This is a genomic window from Arthrobacter sp. 05N428_2, from assembly GCF_056397065.1.
Genome location: NZ_JBFTMR010000008.1, coordinates 171,966 through 198,091, shown reverse-complemented (window position 1 = coordinate 198,091; position 26,126 = coordinate 171,966). Strand labels below are relative to the sequence as shown.

Annotated in this window: 23 protein-coding genes; 8 read left to right on the top strand and 15 right to left on the bottom strand. The window is 66.4% G+C overall.

All coding sequences use genetic code 11. From position 1 onward, the window contains the following. Positions 1–75 precede the first annotated feature (75 nt). Together AC1DGI_RS11500 and AC1DGI_RS11495 are read left to right on the top strand one after the other, a co-directional pair. On the top strand, positions 76–933 hold the full coding sequence (locus AC1DGI_RS11500) for a patatin-like phospholipase family protein (protein ID WP_476898898.1): 858 nt from the start codon (positions 76–78) through the stop codon (positions 931–933). A gap of 51 nt (positions 934–984) precedes the next feature. Continuing rightward, a complete protein-coding gene (locus AC1DGI_RS11495) occupies positions 985–1,125 on the top strand; it encodes a hypothetical protein (RefSeq protein ID WP_476898897.1) in 141 nt (46 codons plus the stop codon). 20 nt (positions 1,126–1,145) lie between these two features. On the opposite strand, the gene AC1DGI_RS11490 is transcribed toward AC1DGI_RS11495, so the two are convergent. Continuing rightward, positions 1,146–2,075 carry an NAD-dependent epimerase/dehydratase family protein gene (locus AC1DGI_RS11490; protein ID WP_476898896.1) on the bottom strand — a complete coding sequence of 310 codons (930 nt, stop codon included), beginning with the start codon at positions 2,073–2,075 and terminating at the stop codon, positions 1,146–1,148. Positions 2,076–2,267: 192 nt separating this feature from the next. On the opposite strand from AC1DGI_RS11490, the gene AC1DGI_RS11485 reads away from it, so the two are divergent. Then, positions 2,268–3,344: a hypothetical protein gene (locus AC1DGI_RS11485; RefSeq protein WP_476898895.1), complete on the top strand. Its 1,077-nt coding sequence runs from the start codon at positions 2,268–2,270 to the stop codon at positions 3,342–3,344. Positions 3,345–3,439: 95 nt separating this feature from the next. Here AC1DGI_RS11485 and AC1DGI_RS11480 read toward each other — a convergent pair whose 3' ends face one another. The 4 genes from AC1DGI_RS11480 to AC1DGI_RS11465 all read right to left on the bottom strand — a co-directional run bounded on the left by AC1DGI_RS11480 (position 3,440) and on the right by AC1DGI_RS11465 (position 8,589). Next, on the bottom strand, positions 3,440–4,660 hold the full coding sequence (locus tag AC1DGI_RS11480) for an alkaline phosphatase family protein (protein ID WP_476898894.1): 1,221 nt from the start codon (positions 4,658–4,660) through the stop codon (positions 3,440–3,442). Then, on the bottom strand, positions 4,657–5,925 hold the full coding sequence (locus AC1DGI_RS11475; RefSeq protein WP_476898893.1) for an alkaline phosphatase family protein: 1,269 nt from the start codon (positions 5,923–5,925) through the stop codon (positions 4,657–4,659). Before AC1DGI_RS11475 ends, AC1DGI_RS11480 begins: the two co-directional genes overlap by 4 nt. A gap of 403 nt (positions 5,926–6,328) precedes the next feature. Further along, positions 6,329–8,041, bottom strand: a complete 1,713-nt coding sequence (locus tag AC1DGI_RS11470; protein WP_476898892.1) for an ABC1 kinase family protein — start codon at positions 8,039–8,041, stop codon at positions 6,329–6,331. Positions 8,042–8,046: 5 nt separating this feature from the next. Next, a complete protein-coding gene (locus tag AC1DGI_RS11465; RefSeq protein WP_476898914.1) occupies positions 8,047–8,589 on the bottom strand; it encodes a PadR family transcriptional regulator in 543 nt (180 codons plus the stop codon). Positions 8,590–8,761: 172 nt separating this feature from the next. Between AC1DGI_RS11465 and AC1DGI_RS11460 the strand changes: the two genes are divergently transcribed. Both AC1DGI_RS11460 and AC1DGI_RS11455 read left to right on the top strand, forming a co-directional pair. Further along, a complete protein-coding gene (locus AC1DGI_RS11460) occupies positions 8,762–9,265 on the top strand; it encodes a hypothetical protein (RefSeq protein WP_476898891.1) in 504 nt (167 codons plus the stop codon). Between the two features lie 186 nt (positions 9,266–9,451). Next, positions 9,452–10,507 (top strand): amidohydrolase family protein, encoded by a 1,056-nt coding sequence (locus AC1DGI_RS11455; protein WP_476898890.1) that lies wholly within the window; start codon positions 9,452–9,454, stop codon positions 10,505–10,507. Here the strand turns inward: AC1DGI_RS11455 and ligD are convergent. Then, positions 10,459–11,703, bottom strand: coding sequence for a non-homologous end-joining DNA ligase (gene ligD, locus AC1DGI_RS11450; RefSeq protein ID WP_476898889.1), 1,245 nt, complete (start codon positions 11,701–11,703; stop codon positions 10,459–10,461). The genes AC1DGI_RS11455 and ligD overlap by 49 nt on opposite strands. Positions 11,704–11,882: 179 nt before the next feature. On the opposite strand from ligD, the gene AC1DGI_RS11445 reads away from it, so the two are divergent. Then, the gene (locus AC1DGI_RS11445; RefSeq protein WP_476898888.1) at positions 11,883–13,064 is read left to right on the top strand and encodes a cytochrome P450; all 1,182 of its coding nucleotides are present in this window, start codon (positions 11,883–11,885) and stop codon (positions 13,062–13,064) included. Between the two features lie 53 nt (positions 13,065–13,117). On the opposite strand, the gene AC1DGI_RS11440 is transcribed toward AC1DGI_RS11445, so the two are convergent. The 3 genes from AC1DGI_RS11440 to AC1DGI_RS11430 form a co-directional block, all read right to left on the bottom strand. Further along, complete coding sequence (locus AC1DGI_RS11440) at positions 13,118–13,414, bottom strand: hypothetical protein (RefSeq protein ID WP_441399922.1); 297 nt, start codon at positions 13,412–13,414, stop codon at positions 13,118–13,120. 119 nt (positions 13,415–13,533) lie between these two features. Beyond that, a complete protein-coding gene (locus AC1DGI_RS11435) occupies positions 13,534–15,129 on the bottom strand; it encodes a S53 family peptidase (protein WP_476898887.1) in 1,596 nt (531 codons plus the stop codon). A 138-nt stretch (positions 15,130–15,267) separates the two neighbouring features. Next, a complete protein-coding gene (locus tag AC1DGI_RS11430) occupies positions 15,268–16,524 on the bottom strand; it encodes a phospholipase D-like domain-containing protein (RefSeq protein ID WP_476898886.1) in 1,257 nt (418 codons plus the stop codon). Here AC1DGI_RS11430 and AC1DGI_RS11425 point away from each other — a divergent pair. Then, positions 16,519–16,887, top strand: a complete 369-nt coding sequence (locus AC1DGI_RS11425) for a nuclear transport factor 2 family protein (RefSeq protein ID WP_476898913.1) — start codon at positions 16,519–16,521, stop codon at positions 16,885–16,887. The two genes, AC1DGI_RS11430 and AC1DGI_RS11425, sit on opposite strands and share 6 nt — an antisense overlap. Before the next feature lie 100 nt (positions 16,888–16,987). Here AC1DGI_RS11425 and AC1DGI_RS11420 read toward each other — a convergent pair whose 3' ends face one another. The 5 genes from AC1DGI_RS11420 to AC1DGI_RS11400 all read right to left on the bottom strand — a co-directional run bounded on the left by AC1DGI_RS11420 (position 16,988) and on the right by AC1DGI_RS11400 (position 23,730). Beyond that, positions 16,988–18,544 (bottom strand): long-chain-fatty-acid--CoA ligase, encoded by a 1,557-nt coding sequence (locus AC1DGI_RS11420; RefSeq protein ID WP_476898912.1) that lies wholly within the window; start codon positions 18,542–18,544, stop codon positions 16,988–16,990. Positions 18,545–18,567: 23 nt separating this feature from the next. After that, positions 18,568–19,764: an acetyl-CoA C-acetyltransferase gene (locus AC1DGI_RS11415; RefSeq protein ID WP_476898885.1), complete on the bottom strand. Its 1,197-nt coding sequence runs from the start codon at positions 19,762–19,764 to the stop codon at positions 18,568–18,570. Positions 19,765–19,799: 35 nt separating this feature from the next. Continuing rightward, entirely contained in the window at positions 19,800–21,056 is a 1,257-nt protein-coding gene (locus AC1DGI_RS11410; protein ID WP_476898884.1) for an acyl-CoA dehydrogenase family protein, read from the bottom strand. A gap of 128 nt (positions 21,057–21,184) precedes the next feature. Further along, the gene (locus tag AC1DGI_RS11405; protein ID WP_476898883.1) at positions 21,185–21,907 is read right to left on the bottom strand and encodes a TetR/AcrR family transcriptional regulator; all 723 of its coding nucleotides are present in this window, start codon (positions 21,905–21,907) and stop codon (positions 21,185–21,187) included. Between the two features lie 83 nt (positions 21,908–21,990). Next, positions 21,991–23,730, bottom strand: a complete 1,740-nt coding sequence (locus tag AC1DGI_RS11400; RefSeq protein WP_476898882.1) for a CocE/NonD family hydrolase — start codon at positions 23,728–23,730, stop codon at positions 21,991–21,993. Positions 23,731–23,885: 155 nt separating this feature from the next. Between AC1DGI_RS11400 and AC1DGI_RS11395 the strand changes: the two genes are divergently transcribed. After that, the gene (locus tag AC1DGI_RS11395; protein WP_476898881.1) at positions 23,886–24,827 is read left to right on the top strand and encodes an MBL fold metallo-hydrolase; all 942 of its coding nucleotides are present in this window, start codon (positions 23,886–23,888) and stop codon (positions 24,825–24,827) included. A gap of 373 nt (positions 24,828–25,200) precedes the next feature. On the opposite strand, the gene AC1DGI_RS11390 is transcribed toward AC1DGI_RS11395, so the two are convergent. Beyond that, a complete protein-coding gene (locus tag AC1DGI_RS11390; RefSeq protein WP_476898880.1) occupies positions 25,201–26,124 on the bottom strand; it encodes an alpha/beta hydrolase in 924 nt (307 codons plus the stop codon). Positions 26,125–26,126: the final 2 nt, after the last annotated feature.

Genomic DNA, 26,126 nt, shown 5'->3' with positions numbered 1-26,126 from the left:
CAATGACCCGGGCGGTGGAAGACCCTTTTTAGGGTGGATTGCGTGGACGGCCGAGGGCACGACCAAGGAGAACCCATGATCACAACGAAGAGCGCCCTTGTACTCGCCGGCGGCGGCGTCGCAGGAATCGCCTGGGAGACCGGCTTTCTCTTTGGTCTCCAGGACGAGGCGCCCGGACTGGTGCAGCGACTCCTGAGACACTCGACGACGTTGGTGGGGACGTCTGCCGGGTCAACAGTCGCCGCCCAGATCGCCACCGGAAACAGTCTCCAACAACTTTTCGACCGACAGGTGGCGGCGATGACGGCAGAGCGGAACGCCACGATAGACCTGGCACAGATCGCCGGCATGATGACGGATGCTACAAAGGATGCAACCTCGCCCGAGCAGGCGCGGCAACGATTGGGTGTCCTCGCTCTCGCAGCGGATACGCCGTCCGCCGCCGTCCGCCGCGCCGTGATCGAAGCGCGTTTGACGACGCACGAGTGGCCTGACTGGCCGCTGCTCGTCCCTGCTGTAGACACGGGTACCGGTGAGATAAGAGTGTTCGACAAGAGGTCTGGAACGAGTCTGGTGGACGTTGTGGCTGCGAGCTGTGCTGTTCCGGCCGTCTGGCCGCCGGTGGACATTGGGGGCCACCTCTACATGGACGGCGGGACGCGATCGATGGCCAATGCTGACCTTGCTGCAGGGGCGGCGCAAGTCCTCATCCTCGTTCCATCAGCCGCGGAGTCACCCTTTGGCACCGCAGTTTCAGACGAGCAGCTGCGTGCTCTGGGCCCTGCCCGCGTCCACATGATCAACGCGGACTGCGCGTCGCTGGAGGCAATGGGGGCAAATCCGCTCGATCCCGAGTCCCGTATCCCCGCCGCTCGAGCTGGCCGAGACCAAGGTCGACGTCTCGCAGCGGAGGTCGACACCTTCTGGAACTGAGAGGTGATGGGGTGGGCAGGATGGGACCGGGGGCGTACAGGCTCGGAGCCGATGACGGCCCCGCTGCCGCCGTCAAGGGGCCGTAACGGCCGCGACGTGGGCGCCGAACCGATCACCACGGCCCCGATGATGCACGGCGTCACCGCCGAAGGGCAGTCGCAACTTATCCTCTTCTGGGCCGGACGACCCTGAGAACACCGGCTGACGGAGCCTTACCGCGCAGGCGTCCGGGAGAGCACCCATTGGACCTCCTCGGCTAGGAGACCGAGGCCGCTCCCGGCGGGTTGAACTCCGAGCTCACGTGCCGCCGTCGAGTCAAGAGTCATTCTCGTCTGCCAAGGGTGTCGTCCTCGGTCGGTTCCGGTGGGGACGCGCTCGATCGTCCCTCCCCAGGCGAGCTCGACGGCGATGGCGCCGACGATTTCCTCGGCTGTCGGCGTGTCCGGATCGGCGGCATTGAGTATGCGGCGCCCGGGACGGGCGGCCACCGTCTCAATCAAGGCGGCGGCATTCCTCGCGGCAGTGAGGTGATCGATCGTGTCGGCGCCGGCGAGCTCGATGGTCCGGTCGCCACGGAGCATCCTCGCGACGATGCCAGCGGTGCGGGCATTCCGGGCCCATCGTCCATGGACTTTCGACGGCCGAATTACCGTGACCGGGAGGCCTGAGTCCAGTGCAGCCAGCTCGGCGGCGACCTTGCAAGGTGCGTATCCCTCCCGGGTGAAAGGGTCGACGTCGTCCGCTGCGGGCGCCAGTGTCGGGCGGTCTTCGCCAAGCGGGCCCGTGAACTGCGGCGGGTCGTCCCCGTTGACGTGCCGGCCGGAATCGTCGACATAGACGGCCCGGCTCGAGACCAGGACCAGGCTTTCCACCGATGCCATGGCCGGCAGAAGTGCCCGCACGCCCGGAGCGTTGTAGGCCACGAGGTCGACAAGCAGATCCGCGCCGGCGCCGAGGAGCCCTTCGACGCCGCTTGTATCGCTGCGTTCAAGCTGGTGGAATCGCACACCGGATTCCGACAGTTCGCCCGGCATCCGGGAAGAATCACGACCGGTGACGTCCACGTCCCAGCCGGCCTGGGCAAGCAGCATCGCAGTCGCACCACCTATGGCGCCGGTCCCGCCCAAAAGAATCGCCCGCATGCCGACCTCCGAATCCTCGGTCAGCCTCGTACTCTACGCGTACCAGGGTGGAATCTCTCACGCCGAATCGCCGGGAAGGCGGGTGCGCGGGCTCTTGCCCGGCAGTGGAAATTCACGTCACCGACTCCTGAAATTCAGCGCCGGCCAATAGCCTCATCCGGGGATCCGGAGATCAATGACGAGGAGAGTTTCATGCGTTCTATGACAAGATTCGCGATCGCAACGGTCGGGGCCGTCTTGCTTTCAACGACGTTGCTGGCCCCGCCGGGGCTGGCGGCCAACAATGGAAACGACGGCGGCCAAACTAAAGGCGACGGCCACCAGGGCAACACCGATGGCTTCAGCTTCGGAGTGATCGGCGATGTGCCCTACGGAAATGCTGAAATCCAAGCATTCCCGTCCTATATCCAGGACCTGAACGCGCACAAGGAATTGAGTTTCGTGGCTCACGTCGGCGACATCAAGAATGGGTCGTCCCAGTGCACGGACCAGTACTTCGAAGACATCAAAAAGAACTTTGACAGTTTCACTGCGCCCTTGGTCTACACGCCGGGGGACAACGAGTGGACAGACTGCCACCGCTCGAATAACGGAGCCTACGACCCCTTGGAAAGGCTGGCCAAAGTTCGTGAGCTCTTCTTTCCCAAGCCGGGGTTCACCCTCGGTGCAGCCATGAAGGTGAAGTCGCAGGCCGAGGACGGCCTCCCGGAGAATGTCAGCTTCCGCAAACATGAGGTCGCCTTCGCTGCCGTCAACATTCCTGGCAGCAACAACTCGACGCTCCCGTGGACCGGGCTCGGCCAAACCCAGCCCACTGCCGCCCAACTGGATGAGGTTCAGCAGCGGACCCGGGCCGATATCGAGGAGTTGAAGGGCACCTTCCAGACCGCCCGGAACAACGGTGACCGGGCCGTCGTCGTGATGACGCAGGCCGATATGTTTGACCCGACCGTGGCGGCTCCGTCCCAGTCTGATTTCAGTGCTTTCAAGCCCCTGGTGCAGACCTTGATCGAAGAATCGAACTCCTTCGGGGGTCCGGTCTACTTGATCAACGGAGACAGCCACGTGTACAACCAGGACCGCCCACTCGCAGCCGGCTCAGCGTGGCTGGCCTTCTACGGCCAGGCCACAGCGGCCAAGAACCTGACGCGTGTCACTGTGGACGGCTCGAACAATGCAAAGGACTGGCTCAAGGTCACCGTCAATTCCGGCGACTCAGCGAACGTGATCTCGTTTGACCGGATTCCGTTCACGCATCCGGCTTCTTAAGCGTTAACGCCAGGAAGGCCACCCGTCCGCTGGACGGGCGGCCTTCCTGGCTTACTGGGGTGCTGCTCGTGAGAGCCGCAGCTTCTCCGCGCTTGTTAGACCCCGGCGTTGTACACGTCGAGCCCGAAGCGGTTTAGCCCCGGGGTCCCGGCGTAGCCAAGGTAGGGCAGCCCGAAGGTGTCTTCGATGCTGGCGAGCAGGCTGTAGTGGTTGTACGGGGTGGTGGACCAGGTGCCGCCCTTGGTGAACGGCGAGAGAACCAGCGCGCCGACCCGGCCGCCGCCCAACCCGGTAATGCCTGGCAGCGGCGAATTCGGCCCGGGACCCTCACCGCAGCACGCGCTGGCATCGGACTGCGGGCCGTCCGATTCGTCGAAGGTGATGACCAGGACGCCGTCCTGTTTGAACGCGGGGGAGGACGTGATCACCGGGACCCATTGTTTGAGCCAATCGTCGGCGCTCTTCAGTCCGCCGGGCTGCCCGTCGACGCAGGGGGAATCGTGACCGTCGTGGCAGAGATTGGGCGTGATCATGGACAGGTTCGGCGTGGTAGCGGCGGAGGCGAGGTCCGTCTTTAGGGCGGACAGGTCGACGTCCTTCTTCGCGCAATCAGGCGAGCCGGTGATCCCGGCGAAGTAGACGAACGGGTTGTGCCGGGCCGCATACTGGTCCCCGACTTTGGCCTTCTGAGTGTCATCCACGGCGCCCGGCGCAGGGTGCCGGCATGGCGTTCCCATGTCCTCCATGTACGCCTTCCAGCTCTTGCCGGCGTCCGTGAGCTGCCCGGCGACGGTCGGGACGCTGGCCGGGAAGACGCACCCGTCCCCGGCGGCCTGGCCCGGGCTGGCGGTTCCGCTGCCCGCGAACGGGGTATAGCTTTGGCAGTCGGCCTGCATTTGCGGGTTCGGCCCCTGCCCGGAAATCTGCGCCACGTAGTTGGGCTGCGAGTTGTGCGCGGTTCCGAAGTACTGGTTCAGCAGTACTCCTTGGCTCCTGAGAGTCTGGGAAAGGTACGGTGCGGCCGATGCCGGGCCCCACGTTTCGTCGTAGCCCTTGTTTTCGAGGTTGATGACGAAGACGTGGTGGGCGCCGGGCAGGTAGCCCTGGCCCGCGACGGCGGCCGCCGCGGCGCCGGGAACGGCGGCCGGGGCCGCGTTGGCCGGCGTTCCCGTCGTGGCGGTCACCGGACCGAAGCTCAGCACGGCGGCGGCCAGCACGGGCAACGCGATGACGGCGAGCCGCTTCGAGGTGCGGCGGTTGCCGCGCCTTTGATGGGCGCCGGCGGTTGCGGGATCCATTGGGGTGGTGGGGTTCATGGGAGTTTCCATCCGTCGGCGAGTGCTTTCTCTTTCAGCCCGGACCATTCCTCGGCCGGCGGCGGGCCTACCGGGGTACAGGCTGGGCCGGCCACGAAGGGCGGGACAAGGTACTTAGGTGCGGCCAGGTTGGCCGGTGTGCCGAAGTCCAGGACTTCGGCGATGTTGCGGGCGGCTTTGTCCCGCGGCGTCAAGGGCGGCAGGTTCCAGCGCCATTCGATCGCTTTCAGGACCGAGGTGTGGTCATAGACGTCGTGGGCGACGTACCGGCGCCGGGCACGGGGCGAGACCACCACGGAGGGAACCCGGAAGCCGCGAAGTGCGGTGTCGGGGCTGGCGTCCGGGGCGGTCGTGGGGGCGACGTGATCGTAGAAGCCGCCCCACTCGTCGTAGTTGATCACCAGCATCGTGTTCGCCCAGCCCGGGCCGGTTGTGACCGCGTCGTAGACCTCGGCGAGGAAGGTTTCGCCGGACCGGATGTCGGCGTGCGGGTGGTCGTCCCCGGAGGTGCCGGAGCCTTCGTCGGTGAACCGCGGGTCCACGAAGGACACTGCGGGCAGCGTTCCGGCGGAGCAGTCGGTGAGGAACTCGGAGTAGTGATGTGACATCCCGAGGTACTTGGTGCCCCAGAGCGCGGTGAAGGGGATGTCGCCGTAGTAGTACTTGCCGGTCACTCCGGCCGCCGCCAGCCGGTCCCAAATCGTTGGCAGGGTGGACGTGACTGTGGAGTTATGGAGCCGGTCGGTCGCGGCGGCGTGCTGGTAGAACCGGTTGGGGTAGGTTTCGGCCATGGTCGCCGCGAAGTACTGGTCACAGACCGTCCAGTCGGGACCGGCCTGCCGCCAGAAGTCCAGGTCGGCGGCGTCGTAGTACCCGACGGCGAATTCGTCGTTCTCGCCGGCCCGGAGCCAGCCGTTGTTCTTGCCGTTGTTGTATTGGATCCGGCCGCCCTCGTAGGAGTGGTCCGGGTCCGGGTGGCCACAGCCCTGGAAATTGGTCAAGTGATGAGTCGAGTGTGGAATACCGTAGCGGTCAATGTAGCTCAGCCCGGACTGCTTGCCGTTGGCCCCCGGCAGCCAGCCCAGGAAGTGGTCGAAGGAGCGGTTCTCCATCATCACCACAATGATGTGGTCAATTCCGGAGGCGCCGGGTGCCGGGAGCGGGGGCGTTGCGGCAGTCGCCGCGCGGAGCGTGCCGCCCGTGGCCAGGGCCGTGGCCGCAGCGGTTCCGGCCACGGCTAGGAAGTTACGTCTTGAAAAGTTCACGTCGAATTCCTTCATCGTCATGGCCGGCTTCCCGCGCCACCGGAGGAGACTCGGCCGGCCCACCCCAGCGGTAATCGCCCGCGGAGCCGGAAAAGTTACTCGTTGGCCGAAATGCAATGTTCACTGCGCGATTTCGGATGGGCCCGGCGCGCAACGCGCAGAGGACCGGCTCTCGGCCGCGCACCGATCGGGCCGGATGCGCGAGCCGGGTCCTGACACGCGAAGAGGGTCCCCCAAGGACCCTCCTACGCGCGGGCCGGTGTTCGGCCTGCCCGATCGCACGGACCAACCATAAGCATGCTGACTTTCGAAAGTCACGCCCTGCCCGGGAAGTTCACCGTCGGTTCACCTGGCCGGTCGGTCCCCCGGCAACATCGGACGATCAGGGGGAGGGCATTGGCCATCAAAGACGGCGGCGTCCCACCCATAGTCCATGCAGCAATGGAACCGCCGATGCGATCATCAGGATGTTGCCGAGCACCGTGTCGTCCGCTCGGACCACCGAACCGGCGATGAGCAAGGCCCCGAACACCAGTGCCGATGCGGACCGCTGTACGGTGCGGTCAAGCCGCGCCACCTGCCGCTCGAGACGAGGGTTGGGCACCGAAAAGGTACCGTCCTCAATTCTGGTGACAAGCCCATCCAGTCGTTTCGGCAGGCCCAGGGCGACGGTGGCGGCGCCGAGCGCCTGTTGTGCCGCGTCTTGGACGATGTTGCCCCGCTCGTCGCGCAGCAGCTGGGCTGCGTAGGGTTCGACCGAGTCCCATAGGTTGAATCGTGCGTCCAGTGAACTGCACACCCCCGACGTCAGTGACATCGCGCGGATGATCAGCAGGAAGTTTTCCGGCAGCTGGAACGGCAACGAGCGGACCACGTCACCGAACTCCACCGCGAAATCACGGAACTCCCGCGGGTCCACCTCGCGAAGCTCGGCAAAGCCCATTCCGCCAAACCGGGCAAAGAGGTGCGTCATCGCCCGCTCAAGCTCGACCGTGTCGGCCGAGGGAGACAGGACTCCCACGTCGCTGATCGCGGTCATCAACCCCTTACCGTCACGCGAGGCGGCCGCGATGAGCAGTTTCCGCAAGCCGCTGCGCGTGCTCGCCGGAACCTCACCCATCATGCCGAAGTCGATGAACGTCAGCTTCCAGGGCCGCTCCGAGGATGATTCGGTGACCGGGGTGACAAAGATGTTGCCCGGGTGCGGATCAGCGTGAAAGAAGCCGTTCGTGAACAGCTGGTCGAACATGACCGACGCGAAAACCGGGGCAACCTTGGACGGATCGATGCCCGCCGCGGCAAGCGCCGCCGCATCCGTGATCTTGATCGCCGTGACATCCTCGAGGGTGAGCACGCGCCGGGTGCTCCGTTCCCAGACGACGTCGGGCACGCCCACCCGGTCGTCGTCGGCAAAGTCAGTGGCGAACCGCCCCGAATTCGCCGCCTCGTTCAGGTAGTCGATCTCCTCGAGGCTGGTTTGCGCGAACTCCTCGACCAGGGCGGGCACATCGGCACGATCGGAGACCGGGCGCACGTGGCTGAGCCAGCCGCCCACTTTGCGCAGCGCCGCCAGATCGGTGTCGACGATGGCGCTGATGCCCGGCCGCTGGACCTTCAGCACGACGCGGTCGAGCCCGGTGTCGGCGGCGTCGCCCGGAAGAAGCTTCGCCCGGTGCGCCTGCCCGAGGGACGCTGCTGCCATCGGCGATTCGTCGACCGAGGCGAACAACTCATCCAACGGCGCGCCCAGCTCCGCCTCGGCGAGGGTACGAATCGCGGCGAAAGAAACGGGCGGCACCTCGTCCTGGAGTCCTTCAAGTTCCTTGGTGATCTCGGGCGGAAGCACGTCCAGCCTGGAGGACAGGAACTGACCAACTTTGATCATGAGACCGCCGAGGTCCACCGCGAGCGCATGGAAGCGCTGCGCAAAGCGCCGCATCCTCTTGGTCCTCGTGCGTTCGGCAATCCTGACCAGCCCGATGCGCGGGAGGAACAGCTCGAACCACCAGGTCAAGGCGAGATGCCATGCGGCGAACCGCAGGATGCGACGGTAACGGGCGCGCGTGTTCCCAACGCCGGGTATCGGATCTGCCCGGCCCCGGCGGACCGACGCCACCCCCGTCAGTCCCGGGCGAGGATTGCGTACAGCCGACGGCGGGCCTCGTCGAGCACCGTCACGGCCTCCTGCACCTGCTTCGCGGAGCCCGTGCGACCCACCAGGGATGCGGCCTGTGCGAGCTCGACGCCGGCCTTGGGAAGTGCCGTAAACCCGGTGCCTGTTGCCGGGCTCGTTGAATCCCAGAGCGTTGACGCATCGGCGCCCGCTACCTCTTCCCGGCCCGCCTCAGTCAACGAGTAAATCTTGCGGCCATTGGATTCCTCGGCACTGACAAGCCCCTCGTCGGCGAGCAGCTGCAGCGCCGGGTAGACCGAGCCGGCGCTGGGCTTCCAGCTGCCATGGCTGCGCTCCTCGATCTCATTGATGATCTGGTAGCCGTGCATCGGCCGCTCCGCGAGCAGGGCCAGGATCGCCGACCGCACCTCGCCACGACCGGCGCGAGCGCCCGAGCGCTTCTCAAATCTGGAACGGAACTCCTCGACGGCCTGCCACATGCCGTCGATGTTGGGGCCGCCAAATCCGCCCGCCGGGTACGAATTACGCATCATGCTCTCCTCTGCGAGTCGTGAACGATAGTCAACGATACATCCGAAATGCGCAGGCCCAACAGGGGAGGGCGGCGGCGCGGCGGCCTGTCACGCGGGCCCCTCCAGATACCCCCAGCGGCCGGGACCTTCGGCACTGTCTTGATGTCCTGGCCCGACGCATCGTGCCCATATGGCCAGCGCCGATCCACGCGCCGGGCGTCCAGGGCTGTCTGGGGGACGCAGGGCGCTTCTCGTCTGCGGAGTTGTTTCTTCGCTGCTTTGGCCTCTCACCAGCGAGGCGCTGGCAGCAGGGCTTTACAAGGGCTCCAGCTCTTTCTCCCAAACCATCAGCGAACTAACTTCCCTGGGGGCGCCGACCCGGACGCCGCTCATTGTGGAGGGCTTCATCTATGAGTCGCTCGTTATCGCGTTCGGCGTCGGGGTCTGGCAGCCAGCGCGGGGAAGGCCTTCCCTGAAGGTGACGGCCGGCCTGCTTATCGCTTACGGTGCGCTCGGACCCCTGTGGCTTCCGTTCCCGATGACGGCACGGACGGAGATCACGCCGACGGCCACGGCGGCTATCACCGATGTCATGCACCTTGTCCTGGGCGCTGTCGACGCGTTGCTCTACCTCGCAATTCTAGGGTTCGGGTCCGTTGCCTCGGCAAGGGTTTTCGCTACTACTCGATCCTGACTCTCGCCGTCGTCCTCACGTTCGGCGTCTGGACAAATTCGTTTGTCCCCCTGGTCGCCGCGGGGCAGCGGACGCCATGGCTGGGGGTTGTGGAACGCGTCATGATTGGGGCAGTCCTGTTGTGGGTGGTGCTGGCCGTTCTCCTGCTTCGTTGAAGCCGGCATGAACACGTGGAGAAGAAGCCAGATGAGCCGGCCGTATCGCATTGACACCCACCAGCACATCGTTCCGCCGGGCTATGCGCGCTGGATCCTTGACAAGGGCATCCGTCCAGACGGCTTGGGCCTGCCGCCGTGGTCAGAGCGCTCGGCGTTGAAGTTCATGGACCGTCACGGCGTCCAGGCAGCCATCCTTTCGCTGTCGACACCCGGCGTGTACTTCGGAGACGCGGCGGAGGCGCGGCAGCGGGCGCGGGAAGTCAACGAGTACAGCGCCGAGGTGGTGGCGGCCCGGCCGGAGCGGTTCGGGTTCGTCGCGACCCTGACGCTGCCGGACGTGGAAGGTGCCCTGGCGGAGGCCCGGTACGGCCTGGACACCCTGCACGCGGACGGGATCGTGTTGCTGGCCAACAACGACGGCCGCTACCTGGGCGATCCGGGCTTTGAACCTCTGCTGGCGTTCCTGCACCGCCGCCGTGCGGTCGTGTTCATCCACCCGGGTGAACTGCCCGCCCCGCCGGTGCCGGGTATCCCCACGTTTGCCGCAGATTTCATGCTTGACACCACCCGCACTGCTATCAGCCTGGTCCTGTCCGGCGCAGTGGAAAAGTACCCGGGCATCAAGTTCATCCTGGCCCACGCGGGCGGCTTCGTGCCGTTCATCGCCTCCCGGATCCTGCTGGCGATACTCAACGACAAGGACCTCGCGGTCGGCGCGCTGGCCGCACTGGCCGACAAAAAGCAGTCCGTCCTCCGGCGGTTCTCCTACGACGTCGCCCTGTCCGCCAGCCCTGCGGCGCTGCCCAGCCTGCTGGAGGTGGCGGACCCCGGCCGCATCGTCTACGGGACAGATCTTCCGTTAGCGCCCGCACCGGCCATCGATATCCTGAACATGCAGTACGAGAATTACCCCCTGGACCCGGGTATGCGCCAGGCGATAGACCGAGGCAATGCCCTGGCACTCTTTGCCCCCTGGCGCGGGATGAAGGCTAGAAGCGGGAGCGTCGGGACCCATCCGGGGGTGTCGGGACCCTCTCAGGATGCAGGGCGCCCAGGCCAGTCCCTGCCCGCCCAGGGGTCGTAGTCAGCGATGAGCTCCTCCTGCGGCGGCCGCATATTTTCGGGAACGTGCTGCAGGTTCACCCGCACCCGGTACCAAAGCGAACTCGATCCGCGCATTCCGTCGACAAGGATGTCGGCGGGGTGCAAGTCCGGGACGACGTCCGCGTGCCGGGTCTTCCATTCCTCGAGCCCTGCGAGCGCCTCGGGTTTTGTCTTGGTGCGTGCCACCTCAATAAGCGGCATCACCGACCGCCGGCGGCCGGAGCTGTCACCGCCGCGCGGCGGCTTCTCGGCCGGACCGAGCTCGGCGGCCAGGCCGAGGAGCCCGTCGAGGGAGCCCGCCGCGCCGTCGATCCCGCGGTGGGGGTCGCCGATGTCTGCGAAGCGCTCAAGCACCGTGGGCACCGTGAACTCTTCCGGCCGGGTGGAGCGGACCTCGTCCCAGCTCAGCGGCGTCGACACCCGGGCATCGGGGAGGGCCCGGATCGAGTATGCCGAAGCAACCGTTCGGTCCTTGGCATTTTGGTTGAAGTCTACGAACACGCTCTCGCCGCGTTCCTCTTTCCACCACCGCGCAGTGGCGAGGCCCGGCGCGCGCTTCTCGACCTCACGGGCGAGGGTCTCGGCGGCGAGCCGCACATCGCGGTAAGACCACCGGGGTGCGATGCGCACGAGGATGTGCAGTCCCCGCGAACCGCTTGTCTTGGGCCATCCCACCAGTCCTACATCGTCGAGCACCTCCCGCGCGACATAGGCGACATCGACGATCTGCGACCAGTCGACGCCCGGCATCGGGTCGAGGTCCACCCGCAGTTCGTCGGGATGTTCAAGGTCCTCCGCGCGCACCGGGTGCGGGTTGAGGTCCAGGCAGCCCAGGTTCACGACCCAGGCCAGGCCCGCGGCATCCCGGATGACGGCCTCTTCTGCCGAAGACCCCGACGCGTAGTGCAGCGTCACCGTGTCGACGAAGTCGGGGTGGTTTTCCGGCACGCGCTTCTGAAAGAACGGCTCTGCCCCGATCCCCTTCGGGAAACGCTTGAGCACCATGGGCCGTCCGCCGGCGCCGCGCAGCGCGCCATCCGCGACGGCCACGTAGTAGCGGACCAGGTCGAGCTTGGTCAGCCCGGGCTCGGGGAACACCACTTTGTCCGGACTCGAGATGCGGACCTCCGCGCCGCCAATGGTGAGAATCTCCGCGGCAGTCTTCGACGGGTTCATGCCGCCACGCTAGCAATGATCCGGGGCGCCAACCAGAGCAGCCGCCCGGCTTGGTCCAGGGATCAGCCAGCGAGAACCCCGCAGAGGGTTCAGGTGCGGGGGCAACAGTATTAGGGTGGGGTCCAAGACGGAAGACCGTCGCCCGACCCGGCGCAAGGGTCAGATGAGGAGGGCCAGCCATGTTGCGCCTGCCTGCTATTGAAAAGCCGCTGAATCCGTTCCCGCACTACGAAATGATGCGCAACACCGAGCCCGTTTTTCAGGACCAGGAGACCGGGCTGTGGCACGTTTTCCGTTACGACGACGTGCAGCGGGTACTTTCCGAGCACGCCACCTATTCGTCCCGGATGTCAGGCGGCAAACCTACCGGGACCGGCCAACTCTTCGCTGCCAGCCTAATCAACACCGATCCGCCGCGTCACCGCCAGCTCCGGTCCCTCGTCACGCAGGCCTTCACACCCCGGGCGGTGGAAGCCCTCGCCCCGCGCATCTCCGAGATCGCGGATGACCTGTTGGCCCCGGCCCTGTCGGTTGGGTCCATGGACCTGATTGAAGGACTGGCCTACCCCTTGCCGGTGATCGTCATTGCTGAACTGCTGGGAATCCCGGCAGCGGACCGGGACCGTTTCAAACAGTGGTCCGACTTCATCGTCAGCCAGACCAGGCCGACGTCGGACGAGTCCGGGCAGAGCGCGCCACCGGACCGCGGCTCTCCCGACGCGGAGATGGCTGAGTATTTCATGGGCATGATCGAAGCGCGTCGGCAGCGTCCCGGCAACGATCTCATCAGCAAGCTGCTGGCGGCGCAGATCGACGGCGAACACCTGAGCGCCGTCGAACTTCTCGGGTTCTGCGCGCTGCTGCTGGTCGCCGGCAACGAAACGACCACGAACCTGATCGGCAATGCGATCCTATGTTTCGCGGAAAATGAGGGAACCACCGAGCGGCTCAGCGCCGACCCGACGTTGCTGCCGCATGCACTGGAGGAAGTCCTCCGCTACCGTTCGCCGGTGCAGTCCATGTACCGAATCGCTGCCGTCGACTCAACGTTGGGTGCCCACCAGATCCCCGCCGGTGCGCCCCTCGTTGCCTGGATCGGATCGGCGAACCGCGACCCGCTGCAGTTCCCAAATCCGGACGCCTTCGACGTCGGACGGTCCCCGAACCGGCATCTCGCCTTCGGTCAGGGCATCCACTTCTGCCTGGGCGCACCGCTGGCCCGGCTGGAGGCCAGCATCGCGCTGCGGGCGGTCATTTCGCGGCTGCCCGGATTGGCGCTTGCCCCCGGCGCCCGGCTGGAGCGCATGGAAAGCTCCATAATTTACGGCCTCAAAGAGCTGCCCGTGATCTGGGCTGGCTGAACCTCGATATCGCGGTGCTGCCCGTGGCAGCTGGGGTCACGCGGCTGCTGTGGTCACGCGGCTGCGCCGGGCATGAAGTAATTGTGTGCGTCCAGATAGGTCACTTTCGGTGGCTCCGGGAACCCTGCTTCGGCCGTGATCGGTCCGATCTGCTCCTTCGCAAAGGTGTCGAAGAGTTCCTTCGTTTGCCAGAGATCGGTGACGATGATCCCCGTGTCGGTGGCCGCCACCCAGTGTCCCAGCGAGCCGGCTGGGCCGGGCTTTTCCGGTGTCAGGCCCATCTTGCCGATAACTTGGTCGTATTGCTCCAAGGTGGCACCAGTGAATTCCATGATGATCGCGACAGCCATGTCCTTCTCCTTACGGCGGCAGGCCGCGAGGCAGCAGCCCGCAATTGGTGATACCGCACGGTCTACGCCCAACCAACAAGCACGTCAACAGGTCGCCGATGCAGGCCGGGATTGTTCGCTCAGCGGCCGGATTTGATCGCTGCGAGGAGGGCAGTGCCGTCCGGGCTGCCGAGGCCGGTGCAGGGATCCCAGCCGGTGGCGGCCTTGTACGTGCCGTTGGTTCCGGTCGTCACGTCGTGGAACCCGGACGTCCGGCTATAGAGCAGCGGCTGGATTTGTCCGAACCGCCTTCCCGTTGCTTGGGCCAACAACGCGATCAGGGCTGCCCACAGGGGCGCGACAGCGCTGGTGCCGCCGATGACCATGTCCTTGCCGTCTACCCGGACCTTGTACCCGGTCTGCGGGTCGGCGACACCGCTGACGTCCGGTACCCCGCGGCCCTGCCCACCGGTCGGGGGCTTCGCTCCGGGCTTGTGGTGCCGTGCGTGGAAAGCCAGGCCGCTCTGCCAGTCCGGACCGGGGAACGTGTCGCTGTAGCCGCCTCCCGTGGCTGAGCGGGGTCCGTCGTTCCAGACAGTTTCCGCCCTGATCGTCCCGGTGGCCGGGTCGGCATCCAGACGGGTGCCGCCGCAGGCCAGCGCGTGCGGGCTCGACGCTGGGAAATCCGCGTGGTCTTTGCCGTCCGTGGCTCCGTCGGCGCTGCCGTTATCCCCGGCCGCAGCGGTGACGGTGACGCCAAGCGCCGAGGCGTCGGCGAGGGCCTGGTCAAATGCGTTGCGGGCCTGTGCCGTCCAGGCGTCCTCGCTTTGGCCCCAACTGATGCTGATGGACGTGGGCGTCGGGGCCGCGTGGGAGGCGTTGATGATCGCATCGAGGAACCCTGCGTCCGTGTTCGGAGCGAAGTAGACGAGAATGTCCGCCTTTGGTACCAGGGCGCCGACCACTTCGATGTCGAGAAGGACTTCGCCGTCGGCCCCGGACGGGTCCTGCCCCGGCTGGTTTGACGCGCCGTCGACCCCTACGGCGGTCACCTTCGGTCCGGCAAGCCCGAGGCCGCCGAAATACGCATCCAAATCGGCCTGACCGAATCCGCCGCCCAGTTCGATGATCGCCACGCTCTGACCGTTACCGTCCATGCCGTGCGGGAACTTGTAGATCGCGGCAAGTTCGGGCGGGGTGTAGCTGATGCCGGCCGTGGCGAGTGGAATCGCATGGAATTGCGCCCGCGCCTGGGGACGGTCGTCGAGGCCCAACACGGCCGTGACGATGCCGTCCAGATTTGCCGGAATCTGCAGGCCTCCGGTCCGTTGCCGGTGTCTGATGTCGTGGCCGTGGGGCCCGCTGCTGGTCACCTCTTCAAGATTCGTGCCAAAGATCCGGCTCAGCCGGTCGACGGTTCCGGCCAGCCGCAACCGGCGGGAGGCAGCGTCTGCGTCGAGCACTTCCGCGCCGAGTCGCGTGAAGGTATCGGTGGCAAGCAACAGGTCCTCGGCGGAGGCTCCGTGGCGTGCCTCCAGCTCCTCACGGGAGATCGGTTCGGCGGCCGTTTCCGGTAGCGGGGCCTGCCTGCGAAGGATCACCGTCACCTCGATCCTGCGGGACGGATCGACGGGCCCGTGCGTGGCCTGGACCTGTGGGGCCGACGGGCGTTCCGAACCGAGGAGGGGGACACTGGGCTCGACGGGATCCGGCGTGATCTTGCTCTGCTTGGACATGACGTGGCTCCGTTCGTAGGACAGGCATCATTCAGTGCACTTTTGTTGCCAGGGCAGTGTCGCTACGTCAGAGACATGTGCCCCACCGCCACGCTACCGCCGGCATGCCGCATCCCCAAGCATGAGCCGGACCGGACGTCAGAGGAAGGGCCGGAGTGGTACCAGGACGGCCTCGCTGAACCGGGCAAGCGGGGACCGGTGCTGCCACTCTTCCAAGGTCAGCACCCGGCAGTTCCGGCTGTCGACGTCGAATATTTGCTGCATGTCGGTGGCGAAATCTTCGTCATGGATTTCCAGATTGATCTCGTAATTGCCGGTCAGGCTCAGCCTGTCGATGTTGGCACTGCCCACGGTCGACCAGCTGCCGTCGATGGTGGCAGTCTTCGCGTGGATCATGGCATTGCGGTACAGCAGGATGGTCACCCCGTCTTGGAGCAGGGAGCGGTAGAATCCGCGTGAGAGCCAGTCAGAGAGGATGTGGTTTGAGTCCTCGGGGAGGATCAGCCGGACATCAACCCCGCGCCGGCTGGCAGCGAGCAGCGCCTTGAGGATCTGCTGGTCCGGGATGAAGTACGCCATGGTGACGAAGATGTGAGCCTGGGCGCGGTTGATCGCGTCGAGGTAGACCCCTCGAATCGGATAGACAAGATTCGCAGGAATGTTATTGACGGCGCGGATCCGGGGTTCCCAAACCTCCGGAGTCGTGTACGGGATTTCCGGAGTGGGCCCTGCGGCGTTGTCGTTCCAGACGTTGGCGAACGCCTGGCGGAGATCCCACACGGACGGGCCGACCAGCCGAAGGTGTGTGTCTCTCCATTCGGTGGCATACAGGGAACCGATGTTGTAGCCGCCCACGAAACCGACATGGTCGTCGACGATGAGGAGCTTGCGATGATCCAGCCCCGTGCTGCGGAGGGTGTTGACGAGCACCGACGGACGGACCACGGGGAAGCGGTAGACATGGATATCCGGATGGAACGCGAAAAACGAGGACGGCACAACGAGGTTGGCGAACTCGTCGTAAATGACGAACACCTCGACGCCGCGGTCTGCGGCCTCGTTCACGGCGTCCCTGAACTGCTGCCCGGTGTCGTCGTCTTTCCAGATGAACGTCTCAATCAGGATGCGCTCTTTCGCGTCCCTGATCGCCTGGAGCATGTCCCGGTATAGGTCGGCTCCATAGGTGTACGTCGTGACGCGGGTATCAGCTACGGCCCGGTCGAAAATGCCGGGGTGCGGAAATCCCTTGCGCTTGCTCCGACCCCGCTTCTTGACCATGTCCAGAACGACGAGCCCCGCGATCACCGCTCCCTGGAGTCCCGCAAAGGCCACTATTGCGCGGCCCACCGTCTTGCGGGCGACTTTGACGACGGGCTCGGGGAGCAGTTCATCCATCCAGCGAGCCTAGCGCGTTACGAAGCGTTCACTGCGGGGGATATGGCTGCACTTGGCGAGCTTTTTGCGGACGCTGTCTGGTACCCGGCCGGCAGCCGGGCCGGGACGAAGCCAGGACGAGATGCTGTCCTGGCCTATTTCGGCGACGTGGGAGCGCGCACCCAGGGCACCTTCCGGGCGACGGTCCAAGACGTCGTCGGCGGAGAGAACCACACCGTGGGGATCCATCAAAGCCATGCCGAAAGCAACGGAAAAACCTTGGACCTGGCAACTGTCATCGCTTTCGGGGTCCGTGACGGAAAGGTCGTAGAGGGCCGCGAGTTCTACGAGGACACCGCCAAGGCAGATGAGTTCTGGACGTAAGTTCGGCCACGGCTCCACAGCGGTGACCGCCCGCCCAACTAGCTGGCACTAGGTGTCGTTTTGAGTCCTCAAAACGACACCTAGTGCGAGTCAGTGCGATTCAGCTGGACTCGGCGGCCAGGTTCCGCTTGAGGATTTTTCCGCTGGGACCCAGCGGGAGCTCCGTGAGCAGCCGGACCAAGCGCGGGTACTTGTACGCGGCGAGTTGCGCGCTGGCGAAGTCGATCAGCTCGGACTCGGTGGCCGTGGCGCCCGCGTCCAGCACGATCGCCGCGGCGATTTCCTGGCCATGGACATCGTGCGGCACGCCGTAGACGGCGGCGCTGACGACTTCCGGGTGGGTGAGGAGGATTTCCTCGACCTCGCGGGGATAGACGTTGTAGCCGTTGCGGATGATCATGTCCTTCTTGCGGTCCACGATGGTGAGATAGCCGTCCTCGTCCTTGGTCCCGAGGTCCCCGCTGCGGAACCAGCCGTCGACGACCGCCTCCGCGGTGGCTTCCGGCCGGTTGAGGTAGCCCTTCATCAGCAGATGCCCGCGGATGACTAGCTCGCCCAGTTCGCCGGCGGGCAGCAGCTCGATGGTTTCAACCGTTTCGGCGCGGGCGATTTCAATATCGACGCCCCAGATCGGTACCCCGATGGTGCCGGGCCGGGGCGGTGTGCCGACGTGGTTGAAGGCAGCCACGGGCGACGTCTCGGTCAGGCCGTAGCCCTCGTGGATGTCCACGCCAAAGACGTCGCGGAACCTGTCCATCACGGCCAGCGGCAGGGACGCCCCGCCGGAGATGCAGTAACGCAGCGCGCCCGGGCGGACGGCGACGGTCTTGGCCGCTTCCAGGAGCGCCACATACATGGTCGGCACGCCGATGAAGATGTTCACCTTGTGACGGTCCAGCAGCGTCAGGGCGCCCTCGCCGCTGAAGCGCGGCATCAGGACGACGGTGGCGCCCGCCCGAAGCCCCGTGTTCAGAACGACGGTCTGGCCGAAGGTGTGGAACAGCGGCAGCCCGCCGAAGAGGACGTCGCCCGGTTTGAAGTCCATCACGCTGGTCAGCAGCACGCTGGTTTGTTCCACCAAAGCGAAATGGGTGCCGAGGGCTCCCTTCGGCTTTCCGGTGGTGCCGGAGGTGTACAGGATCGTGGCCGTGTCGGAGGGGCGGCAAGGGACGTAGCTCAGGATCGGCTCCGCGGCCGCGGCCTCGGCTTCGAGCCGGGGCAGCCCGTCGTCGTCGGGCGCCATCACCGTCAGCAGGTCGACCCCGCTGGCGGCGGCGCCGGCAGCGCCCTCCTTCAGCAGCGGGGCCGCGCAAACCAACAGCCCGGCTCCGCTGTCGTGGAGTACGTACTCGATTTCACGGGCCTTGAGCAGGGCGTGGACCGGGACCACTATGGCTCCCAGGGACAGAACTGCGTAGTACACCCGGGCGAAGTCCGGAACGTTGGGAATCAGGACGGCGACGGCGTCGCCGGGGCCGACGCCGCGTGCCCGCAGCGCCCCGGCGTAGGCGCGCGTCTGGCGCCACAGCTCGCCGTAGCTGGTCTCGTCCTCGCCGACGATCAGGGCGATGCTGTCCGGTGTCCTGCGGGCGGACTCGGCCAGGATGGCTGCGACGGAGATGGTGGCAAAGCCGTCGCCGGAATGGGTGTTGGTCATGGCCTGCTTCTTCGTTGGGATGATCATGCTTTGAGGATGAGGGCGTCGCCCTGTCCGCCGCCGCCGCAGAGGGCAACGACGCCGGTGCCTCCGCCGCGGCGCTTCAGCGCCAGTGCCTGGTGCAGCACCAGGCGCGCGCCCGATGCGCCCACCGGGTGCCCGAGCGCGATGGCACCGCCGTCGGCGTTGACGACGTCGGTCTCGATGCCCAGGTCCTTGGCGGACTGGATGAGGACCGAGGCGAAGGCCTCGTTGATCTCCACGAGATCGAGCTCCTGCACGCTGAGCCCGTCCAGCTTCAGCGCCCGTTCGATGGCCCTGGCGGGCTGGGAGTGCAGGGAACCGTCCGGTCCGGCCGTCTGGCCGTGGGCACCGATTTCGGCGATCCATTCCAACCCTGCGGCTTCGGCTGCCGCCTTGCTGGCGATCACCAGTGCCGCGGCGCCGTCGGAGAGGGGGGAGGCGGATCCTGCGGTGATGGTTGCCGCTTCGTCCTTGGAGAATGCGGGCCGGAGGTGCGCGAGGGATTCGGCGGTGGTCTCCGGGCGGATGCCCTCATCGTGCTCCAGGGTAACCGCGGGGCCCTTGCGCTGGGGCACCTGGATCGGTGCGATCTCTTCCGCCAGCACACCGGCGGCGCGGGCCGCTTCGGCGCGCTGGTGGGAAAGGGCCGCGACGGCGTCCTGCTCGGCGCGGGCGATGCCGCGCTCGGCATTGCCGGCGTCGGTGGCGGCGCCCATCAGCAGGCCGCTTACCGGGTCCTGCAGGCCGTCGTGGTTCAGCGAGTCGAGCATCGGAGCGTCGCCGATGACGACGCCGGCGCGGAGCCCGGGCACGAGGTGCGGGGCGTTGGTCATCGATTCCTGGCCGGCCGCGACGATGAAGTCAGCTTCCCCCGCACGGATCATCCGTGCGGCGTCGATGACGGCCGTGAGGCCGGAGAGGCAGAGCTTGTTGATGGTTACCGTTGGCACGTCCCAGCCGATACCGGCGGCGAGGCTGGCCTGCCGGGCGGGGCCCTGGCCCGCACCGGCCTGGATGACCTGACCGACGATGACGGCGCCGATTTGTTCCGGGGCGACGCCGGTCCGTTCCAGCGCGGCCCGGATCGCGTGGGCGCCCAGTTCGCTGGAAGAGAATGGCGTGAGGCCGCCGCGGAACCGGCCGAAGGGGGTCCGGGCGCCGCCGAGGATGACGGGGATATTTTCGTTCTCGTTCATGAGAAGTCCTTTCGAAAGTGGCGGGTTGGCGCGGATCAGGAGAAGGCGGACGTGCCGGTGATGCCGCGGCCGATGATCAGGGCCTGCATGGTCTCGGTTCCTTCGTACGTGTGGATCGCCTCGATATCGGCGAGGTGCCGGGCAACACGGTTCGCCAGCAGGATGCCGTTGCCGCCGAGCAGGTCCCGGGCATTGGACGCGATGGTCCGGGCAATGCGGGTGCAGGTGAATTTCGCAAGCGAGGCCTGTTCCGGCGTGAGCGAGCCTTCCTCGTCGAGCCTCGTCATCTGAACCACCATCAGCTGCATCGTGGCGAGTTCGCTGAGCATCCTGGCCAGCCGTTCCTGCACGATCTGGGAGGCGGCGAGGGGCCGGCCGAACTGCCGGCGCTGCTTGGCGTACTGGACAGCAGTTTCGTAGCAGGCGGTCGCGTGGCCGACGGCGGACCAGGCGACGCCCAGCCGGGTGGCCAGCAGGACGCGCGCCGTGTCCTTGAAGGTCCGCGCTCCGTGGAGGACGTTCTCGTCCGGAACAAAGACGTTGTCCAGCCGGATGTGCGCCTGCCAGATGGCGCGCAGGGCCAGCTTGCCTTCGATCTTCGTGGCGGTATAGCCGGGGGTGTCCTGCGGGACCAGGAAACCGTGGACCTGGCCGTCCTCGCCCCGGGCCCACACCACGGTGACGCCGCCGACGGAGCCGTTGCCGATCCACTTCTTCTCGCCGTTGAGCAGGAAACCGCCTGCCGTTACGGTGGCGGTGGATTCCAGGGCAACCGCGTCGGAGCCGTGGGTGGGTTCCGTCAGCGCAAACGCGGCGTATTCCGCCCCGGCGGCGATGGCCGGTAGCCAGCGCTGCTGCTGCACGGCAGATCCGCATTCCGCGACGGAGCGCAGGGCCAGGCCGCCCTGGACCGCGATCATCGTCGCCACGGAACCGTCACCGCGGCTGATTTCCATGTTGACGAGTCCGGCAGCCATCCTGCTCATCGCAGGAAAGCCTTCGACCGGGACTCCGTCACGCAGCAGGTCCAGTTCGCCGAGGCGCTTGAGCAGGTGCAGCGGGTAGTCGCCGCGTTCCCAGAAGCCGTCGATGACGGGAAGGACCTCGTCCTGGACGAAGCGCCGGGCGCGGTCCCAGTACGCCCGGTCTGCGGGGCCGACGCCGGCGAAGACCGACGCCGGGTCGGTGCCCAGCGCATCGGTGAGGACGTAGTCCGGTTCCACCGTGCCGGCAGGGAAGTCGCCCGCGGTAGCTGTGGCGGTGAGCCCGGAAACGGGCGACGTCGTCGTCATCTCTTCGTCCTTTAGTTCAGCGGCGGCCCCAGGCCGTCGTATCGCTGTGGCCCACGCCACGTCGACTAAGGATGCAATGAAACCCAGTGCCACGTCAAGAAACTCAGTGTCAGTCCTGCGAGCGGCCGTCAGGAGAGGGCATCGCGGACTGCCTGCGCGATCGCCTCCTTGTCTGCGCCCGCGGTCAGGACGGTTACGACGACGGTTGGCGACTGCTGGGCGGCGAGGGTACCTAGCAGCACGGGCCGGAAGACGCCGGAGAGTGCGTGCAGTTCATTCGCCAGCGCGGCCGCTCTCGCCCGGTCCGCAGCGTCGGTTTCGCCTGCACCAGCGGCGCCGCCCTCAGCGGCGCCGCGGAGCCACTGCCGGAGGAAGGCGTTGTGTACGGCGACCACGGCCGCGGCAAAGGCAACGGCCGAGTGTTCGCGACGGCCGCCGTCAGGTAGTTGGGCCGTGAGGTGCTGCAAAAAGGCCCGCTCGTACCGGTGGGAGGTAACCAGCTCCCGGTCCCGGAGTGCGGGGACGGCCTGCATCAGTTCGTACCGTGCGCGCGATGTTTCGCGGTTCCGCAGGTGGTGGTCGAAAACCAGGAGTGCCGCGTGCTCAATGGCAGCCAGGGGCTCCTGGGTGGATTCTGCGAGCCGGTCGTTTACCTGGCTGAGGATCCGCTCGTGGTCGGCGAAGACCACGTCCTCCTTCGACCCGAACTTCCGGAAGAACGTGCTGCGGCTCATCCCCGCCGCCTCTGCCAGTTCTTCGACGGACGTTGCGTCGAAGCCTTGCCGTGCGAGCAGCCCGATGGCGGCGGCAACAGGCCCGTCGGCATTGCGGTTTGTCGGATGCGTGGTCATGCGCCGAAATCTAGCACAGGCATGGTGCCGCCCCGTTCCGGGAGCCTGCCGCGGGCCGTCAAGCGCCAGGTTCCCGGAGGGATTCAGCCAGCCTGATCCTGTGCGGCCTTGCTAGTCGTAAACGGCAGCACCAGCCTGGAGGGGTGGGTGGCGTCGCGGTAGATCTTATGGGTGACGGGCCGGCCCACAGGCAGGTGGAAGGCGTCCGGCGGGAGCAGGGCGTTGTGCTCGTCGGCGAGCGGTTCGTTGTTGGACAGCTCGACGGTCAGCTTGTGGCCGGGCAGGAAGGTGTTCGCGAACGGGAAGAGCCGCAGCACGTACTCCTCGATCTTGCCTGGTTGGACCGGAACAGAACGGGTGTGCGGGTGGCGCGGGTTGCCCTCCGTGGTCCGCTCGTCGAGCTCACGGTGCGAGGCCTTGAGGTACCCGCTGGTGATGAGCTGGCGTTTGCCGTTCGGCGCGTAGTCCCAGAGCCGCAGGATGAAGTTGGTGTCCGGCTGGTCGATCTCCGCGAAGATATGGGCTGCGCCGGTGCCGATCATCTCGGTAGCCGTCTCGAACGGTGGCGTGGACCAGTTGATGATTTCGACCTGGTCCGTGACCGTCAGCGGCGCCTGGTAGAAGCCGTCCGGTGCCGCGTACTCCGGCCCCATCAGTTCGGGTTCGGCGGACAGGGCGCGGCGCGGCCGCAGGTACAGGGGCTTGTACTCCACGTCCTTCGGCGGCCACGCCTCGGCAGTGACAACCTCGCGGGAGCCCTCCACGAAGACACTGACCGCGGGTTCGTCCATCACGCCGTTGTCGATGCCCTTGATCCAGTAGTCGTACCACCGGAACATCTTGTCGTGTTCCTCGATGAAGGGACGCGACTGCATGGGCGGATAGGGGCCGATGTCCAGCTTCTTGGGACCCTTGAGCTCGTTGAAGAGGTCAATCGTGCCGTCCAGGGTCCAGCCGCGGCCTTGGTCCAGCTGCAGCCACACAGGGATATCGATGTTCGGGGCCAGTGTGATGGGGTTACGTTCTTCGTACCAGTCACCGTCGAGCTCGTTCATGACGATGTCGAACCAGGCCTCGTGGTTTTTCGGGTAGTTCAACACGTGGACCAGGTTCGGCCACGCGGCGACGTCGGGGTCCTCGAGGCGCTTGGCGACGAGGTCTTTCAGTTCCGCGGGGGAGTACTTCTCGATCATGCGGGACTTAACGCCGTCGGTGAACGCCCAGCCGGAGTCGCCGCCCCGGCCCTCGCGCGCCGCCCGCGGCATGAACCACATGACGCCGCCGTGGTAGGTGGTCTCGTAGAAGTCGTAGTGTCCGCCGGAAACGAAGATCGCCTTCAGGTGCGGCGGCCGTTCTGCCGCGGCCAGCACCTGCATGGATCCGAAGTAGGAGATGCCCACCATGCCGACGTTACCGTCGCACCAGGGCTGCTCGGCGACCCACTCGATGAAGTCGTACGCGTCCTGGCCCAGCGACACACCGCCGGCGTTGTAGTTGCCGATGTGTTCGCCGCCGGAATGTCCGGAGCCGCGCAGGTCCCCGATGACGTGGACGTAGTCCTCCTTGACGATGCGGGCGATGTCGCCGGCCTCGATGCAGCCGTCCCACATCGGGCTGGGGCGCCGCTGCGGCGGCGTGGTGAGGGCGAGGGCCTGCAGCTCCTTGCCGTAGGGGCTCAACGCTACGAGGGCGGGGCGCGGCTTGTCGTCGATGCCTTGGTAGGCATCGGCGGCGAGTTCGACGCCGTCGCGCATCGGGACCCGGAGGTCCTTGCGGATGGCAATCTTTTCACCGCCGGCGTTCCAGGTCGTGAAATCAGTCATGGGTGCGAAACTCCTCGTCAGCGTTCGAGTGCCGGTGCAATAGCCGGCAGACAGGCTCTCCAGAGCGTGACGTAAGCATATTATTATAATAAAGTCGCTGTTAGCAAGACCACATCCACGTTGCCATCCCCACCCTTCGCTGAAAGGCTCAATCCATGACGCAAGAAGTGAAAGTCCACCCTCTGGTGTCGCCGTGGGGCCGTTTCGGCCTCTACAGCTTCTTCATTGACGCTCCCGAGCCGGCCATTGTCGACACCGGGATCAGTTCCTCGCCCGCAGAGGGCATGCTCCCGGCACTTCAGAAGCTTGGCCGCCGGATCGAGGACGTGCGCTGGATCCTGCTGACCCATGGCCACATCGACCACCTCGGCGGGGCGCACGCGCTCTGGGAGCTGACTGGGCGGCGTGCCAAAGTGGTGATCCATGAGGCCGACGCGCCGCTGCTGCGGTCCCGGCAGGCGCACGTCGACCAGTACGTCGACGTGCGCCAGCAGTACATCGACAACCCGAACGCCGTCGTCGAGCAAACCCAAGCAGCGAACCAGGTCATCTCCGGTGAAATGGAACCGACCCTGCTCGTGACGGGCGGCGAGACCCTGTCCCTGGGCGGCGGCGCCACCGTGTCCGTGCACCACATCCCGGGCCACACGGCGGGGTCCGTGGCCTACGTCGTGGACGGCCAGCGCTCGGTTTTCGTCGGTGACGCTGTCCAGATCCACGGCGCCGCCAACGGCTTCCCCGGCTACGAGGATCCGGCCGTCTACCGGGCCAGCCTGACCTACCTGCGGGACGAGGTCCGTCCGGAAGACCTGTATCTGGGCCACCCGTACCGCAATGCGGACGGTGTTCCGTATGGCGTCGAGCTGGACCGTGAGGCGRCCAGGGCCGCCTTGCAGGGAAGCCTGGACCTCGAGGCCAGGATCGACGCCGCGGCCGGCCGCTACCTGAGCGGCGGCCTGCAGGAGACGGACTCGGTGTACTCACCGTTTGCCCCGGTGGCCGAGGAGCTCGGCTACACCGGCGACCCCACGCTCGAGCCCTCACCGTTCTTCACCACCATGCACGGCTACCGCCGGCAGTTCGACGGCGCCCGCTGAGCCTCCCAGCACCGGCAAAAGGGGCGGCACACATCAAACGATGTGTGCCGCCCCTTTTTGCCCGCCGGCCTGTGCTGCCTTTCTAGCCTGCGGACGCCGGCCGCCGCCTTAGACTGCGGCGGGAGCGTCGTCCAGTACTGCGGGAGCGCCAGTGCTGTCGTCGTGGCCCTTGCGAGCCGCCGACTTTGCGGCCAGCGGAACGAACAGGAACGCCAGTGCGGCGACGTTGTCATGTTAATTGGTCCAAGTGGCTAACGGTGCCCCGGAAGTGGACACGTTTCGATAGGAAGTTGTCCGGAGACAGCTCGGCGGCACAAATCCGAAGATTCGTGCCGCCGAGGGTGAGGCGGTGGGCGTGGACCCTAATGTGGGCTCACTTCCCGTTCAGGAAGTCGGCCGTCTCCTCGAAGGCACGGTGGAATTCGGGAATCCAGGAGAAGTTCTGGACGAAGCCGTGGTTGGCGCCCGCGTAGCGGCTGACCGTCGTGTCGACGCCGGCCTCCGTCAGGCGCTGGCCGTACAGCTCGCCTTCGTCCCGCAGCGGGTCGAACTCGGCGGTGATGATCAGTGCCGGCGGAAGGCCGGCGAGGTTGTCGCGCTTGATCGGAGAGACCAGCGGATCCGCCGGGTCCGCGCCGCTGTCCAGGTAGAACGAGTTCCATGGCTTCAGGCCGACCGTCTCCAGCCCGTACCCGCGTGCGTTCTCCTGTAGGGAGGCGTACCGGTCGACGTCGAAGTCAAGGTCGACCGACGGGTAGAACAGCACCTGGTGGGTGATGCCCACGAAGCCCTCGTCGTGTGCCATCGCTGCGACGGCCGCGGCGAAGTTCGCGCCCGAGCTGTCCCCGGCGACGGCCAGGGACTTCCCGTTCCATTTGAGGGAACCGCCGTTCTCTGCCACCCAGCGGACCACGCCGTAGCAGTCCTGCAGCCCGGCAGGGAACGCGGCTTCGGGGGCGCGCCGGTAATCCACCGAGACCACCTTGAAGCCGGATTCCCTGGCGAGTGCACGCGCGACGCCGTCGTGGGTTTCGAGGTCGCCGAGGTAGAACGCGCCGCCGTGGAAGTAGACGATCACCCCGTACGAGTCGGCCTCTGCGGGCGTGTAGATCCGGACAGGGACGTCACCGGTTGGCGTCCCGGCCGTTGTGTCTTCGACGGCGGCGAGCGGCAGCCGGTCCGCCACAGCGGGGACCCGCTCCTGTTCGGCGGACCGCATCGCAGCCGGCTCCGGGCGGGTGCCGTCCGAGGGCGGGATGTGGGTGAGGATCTCCGCGATCTGCGGGTGGATTGGCACCG

Bases quoted from the DNA above. Each gene is read 5' to 3' on its own strand.
- AC1DGI_RS11500 (WP_476898898.1), top strand. From the start codon at position 76: ATGATCACAACGAAGAGCGCCCTTGTACTCGCCGGCGGCGGCGTCGCA.
- AC1DGI_RS11495 (WP_476898897.1), top strand. From the start codon at position 985: ATGACGGCCCCGCTGCCGCCGTCAAGGGGCCGTAACGGCCGCGACGTG.
- AC1DGI_RS11490 (WP_476898896.1), bottom strand. From the start codon at position 2,075: ATGCGGGCGATTCTTTTGGGCGGGACCGGCGCCATAGGTGGTGCGACT.
- AC1DGI_RS11485 (WP_476898895.1), top strand. From the start codon at position 2,268: ATGCGTTCTATGACAAGATTCGCGATCGCAACGGTCGGGGCCGTCTTG.
- AC1DGI_RS11480 (WP_476898894.1), bottom strand. From the start codon at position 4,660: ATGAACCCCACCACCCCAATGGATCCCGCAACCGCCGGCGCCCATCAA.
- AC1DGI_RS11465 (WP_476898914.1), bottom strand. From the start codon at position 8,589: ATGCGTAATTCGTACCCGGCGGGCGGATTTGGCGGCCCCAACATCGAC.
- AC1DGI_RS11460 (WP_476898891.1), top strand. From the start codon at position 8,762: ATGGCCAGCGCCGATCCACGCGCCGGGCGTCCAGGGCTGTCTGGGGGA.
- AC1DGI_RS11455 (WP_476898890.1), top strand. From the start codon at position 9,452: ATGAGCCGGCCGTATCGCATTGACACCCACCAGCACATCGTTCCGCCG.
- ligD (WP_476898889.1), bottom strand. From the start codon at position 11,703: ATGAACCCGTCGAAGACTGCCGCGGAGATTCTCACCATTGGCGGCGCG.
- AC1DGI_RS11445 (WP_476898888.1), top strand. From the start codon at position 11,883: ATGTTGCGCCTGCCTGCTATTGAAAAGCCGCTGAATCCGTTCCCGCAC.
- AC1DGI_RS11440 (WP_441399922.1), bottom strand. From the start codon at position 13,414: ATGGCTGTCGCGATCATCATGGAATTCACTGGTGCCACCTTGGAGCAA.
- AC1DGI_RS11435 (WP_476898887.1), bottom strand. From the start codon at position 15,129: ATGTCCAAGCAGAGCAAGATCACGCCGGATCCCGTCGAGCCCAGTGTC.
- AC1DGI_RS11430 (WP_476898886.1), bottom strand. From the start codon at position 16,524: ATGGATGAACTGCTCCCCGAGCCCGTCGTCAAAGTCGCCCGCAAGACG.
- AC1DGI_RS11420 (WP_476898912.1), bottom strand. From the start codon at position 18,544: ATGACCAACACCCATTCCGGCGACGGCTTTGCCACCATCTCCGTCGCA.
- AC1DGI_RS11415 (WP_476898885.1), bottom strand. From the start codon at position 19,764: ATGAACGAGAACGAAAATATCCCCGTCATCCTCGGCGGCGCCCGGACC.
- AC1DGI_RS11410 (WP_476898884.1), bottom strand. From the start codon at position 21,056: ATGACGACGACGTCGCCCGTTTCCGGGCTCACCGCCACAGCTACCGCG.
- AC1DGI_RS11405 (WP_476898883.1), bottom strand. From the start codon at position 21,907: ATGACCACGCATCCGACAAACCGCAATGCCGACGGGCCTGTTGCCGCC.
- AC1DGI_RS11400 (WP_476898882.1), bottom strand. From the start codon at position 23,730: ATGACTGATTTCACGACCTGGAACGCCGGCGGTGAAAAGATTGCCATC.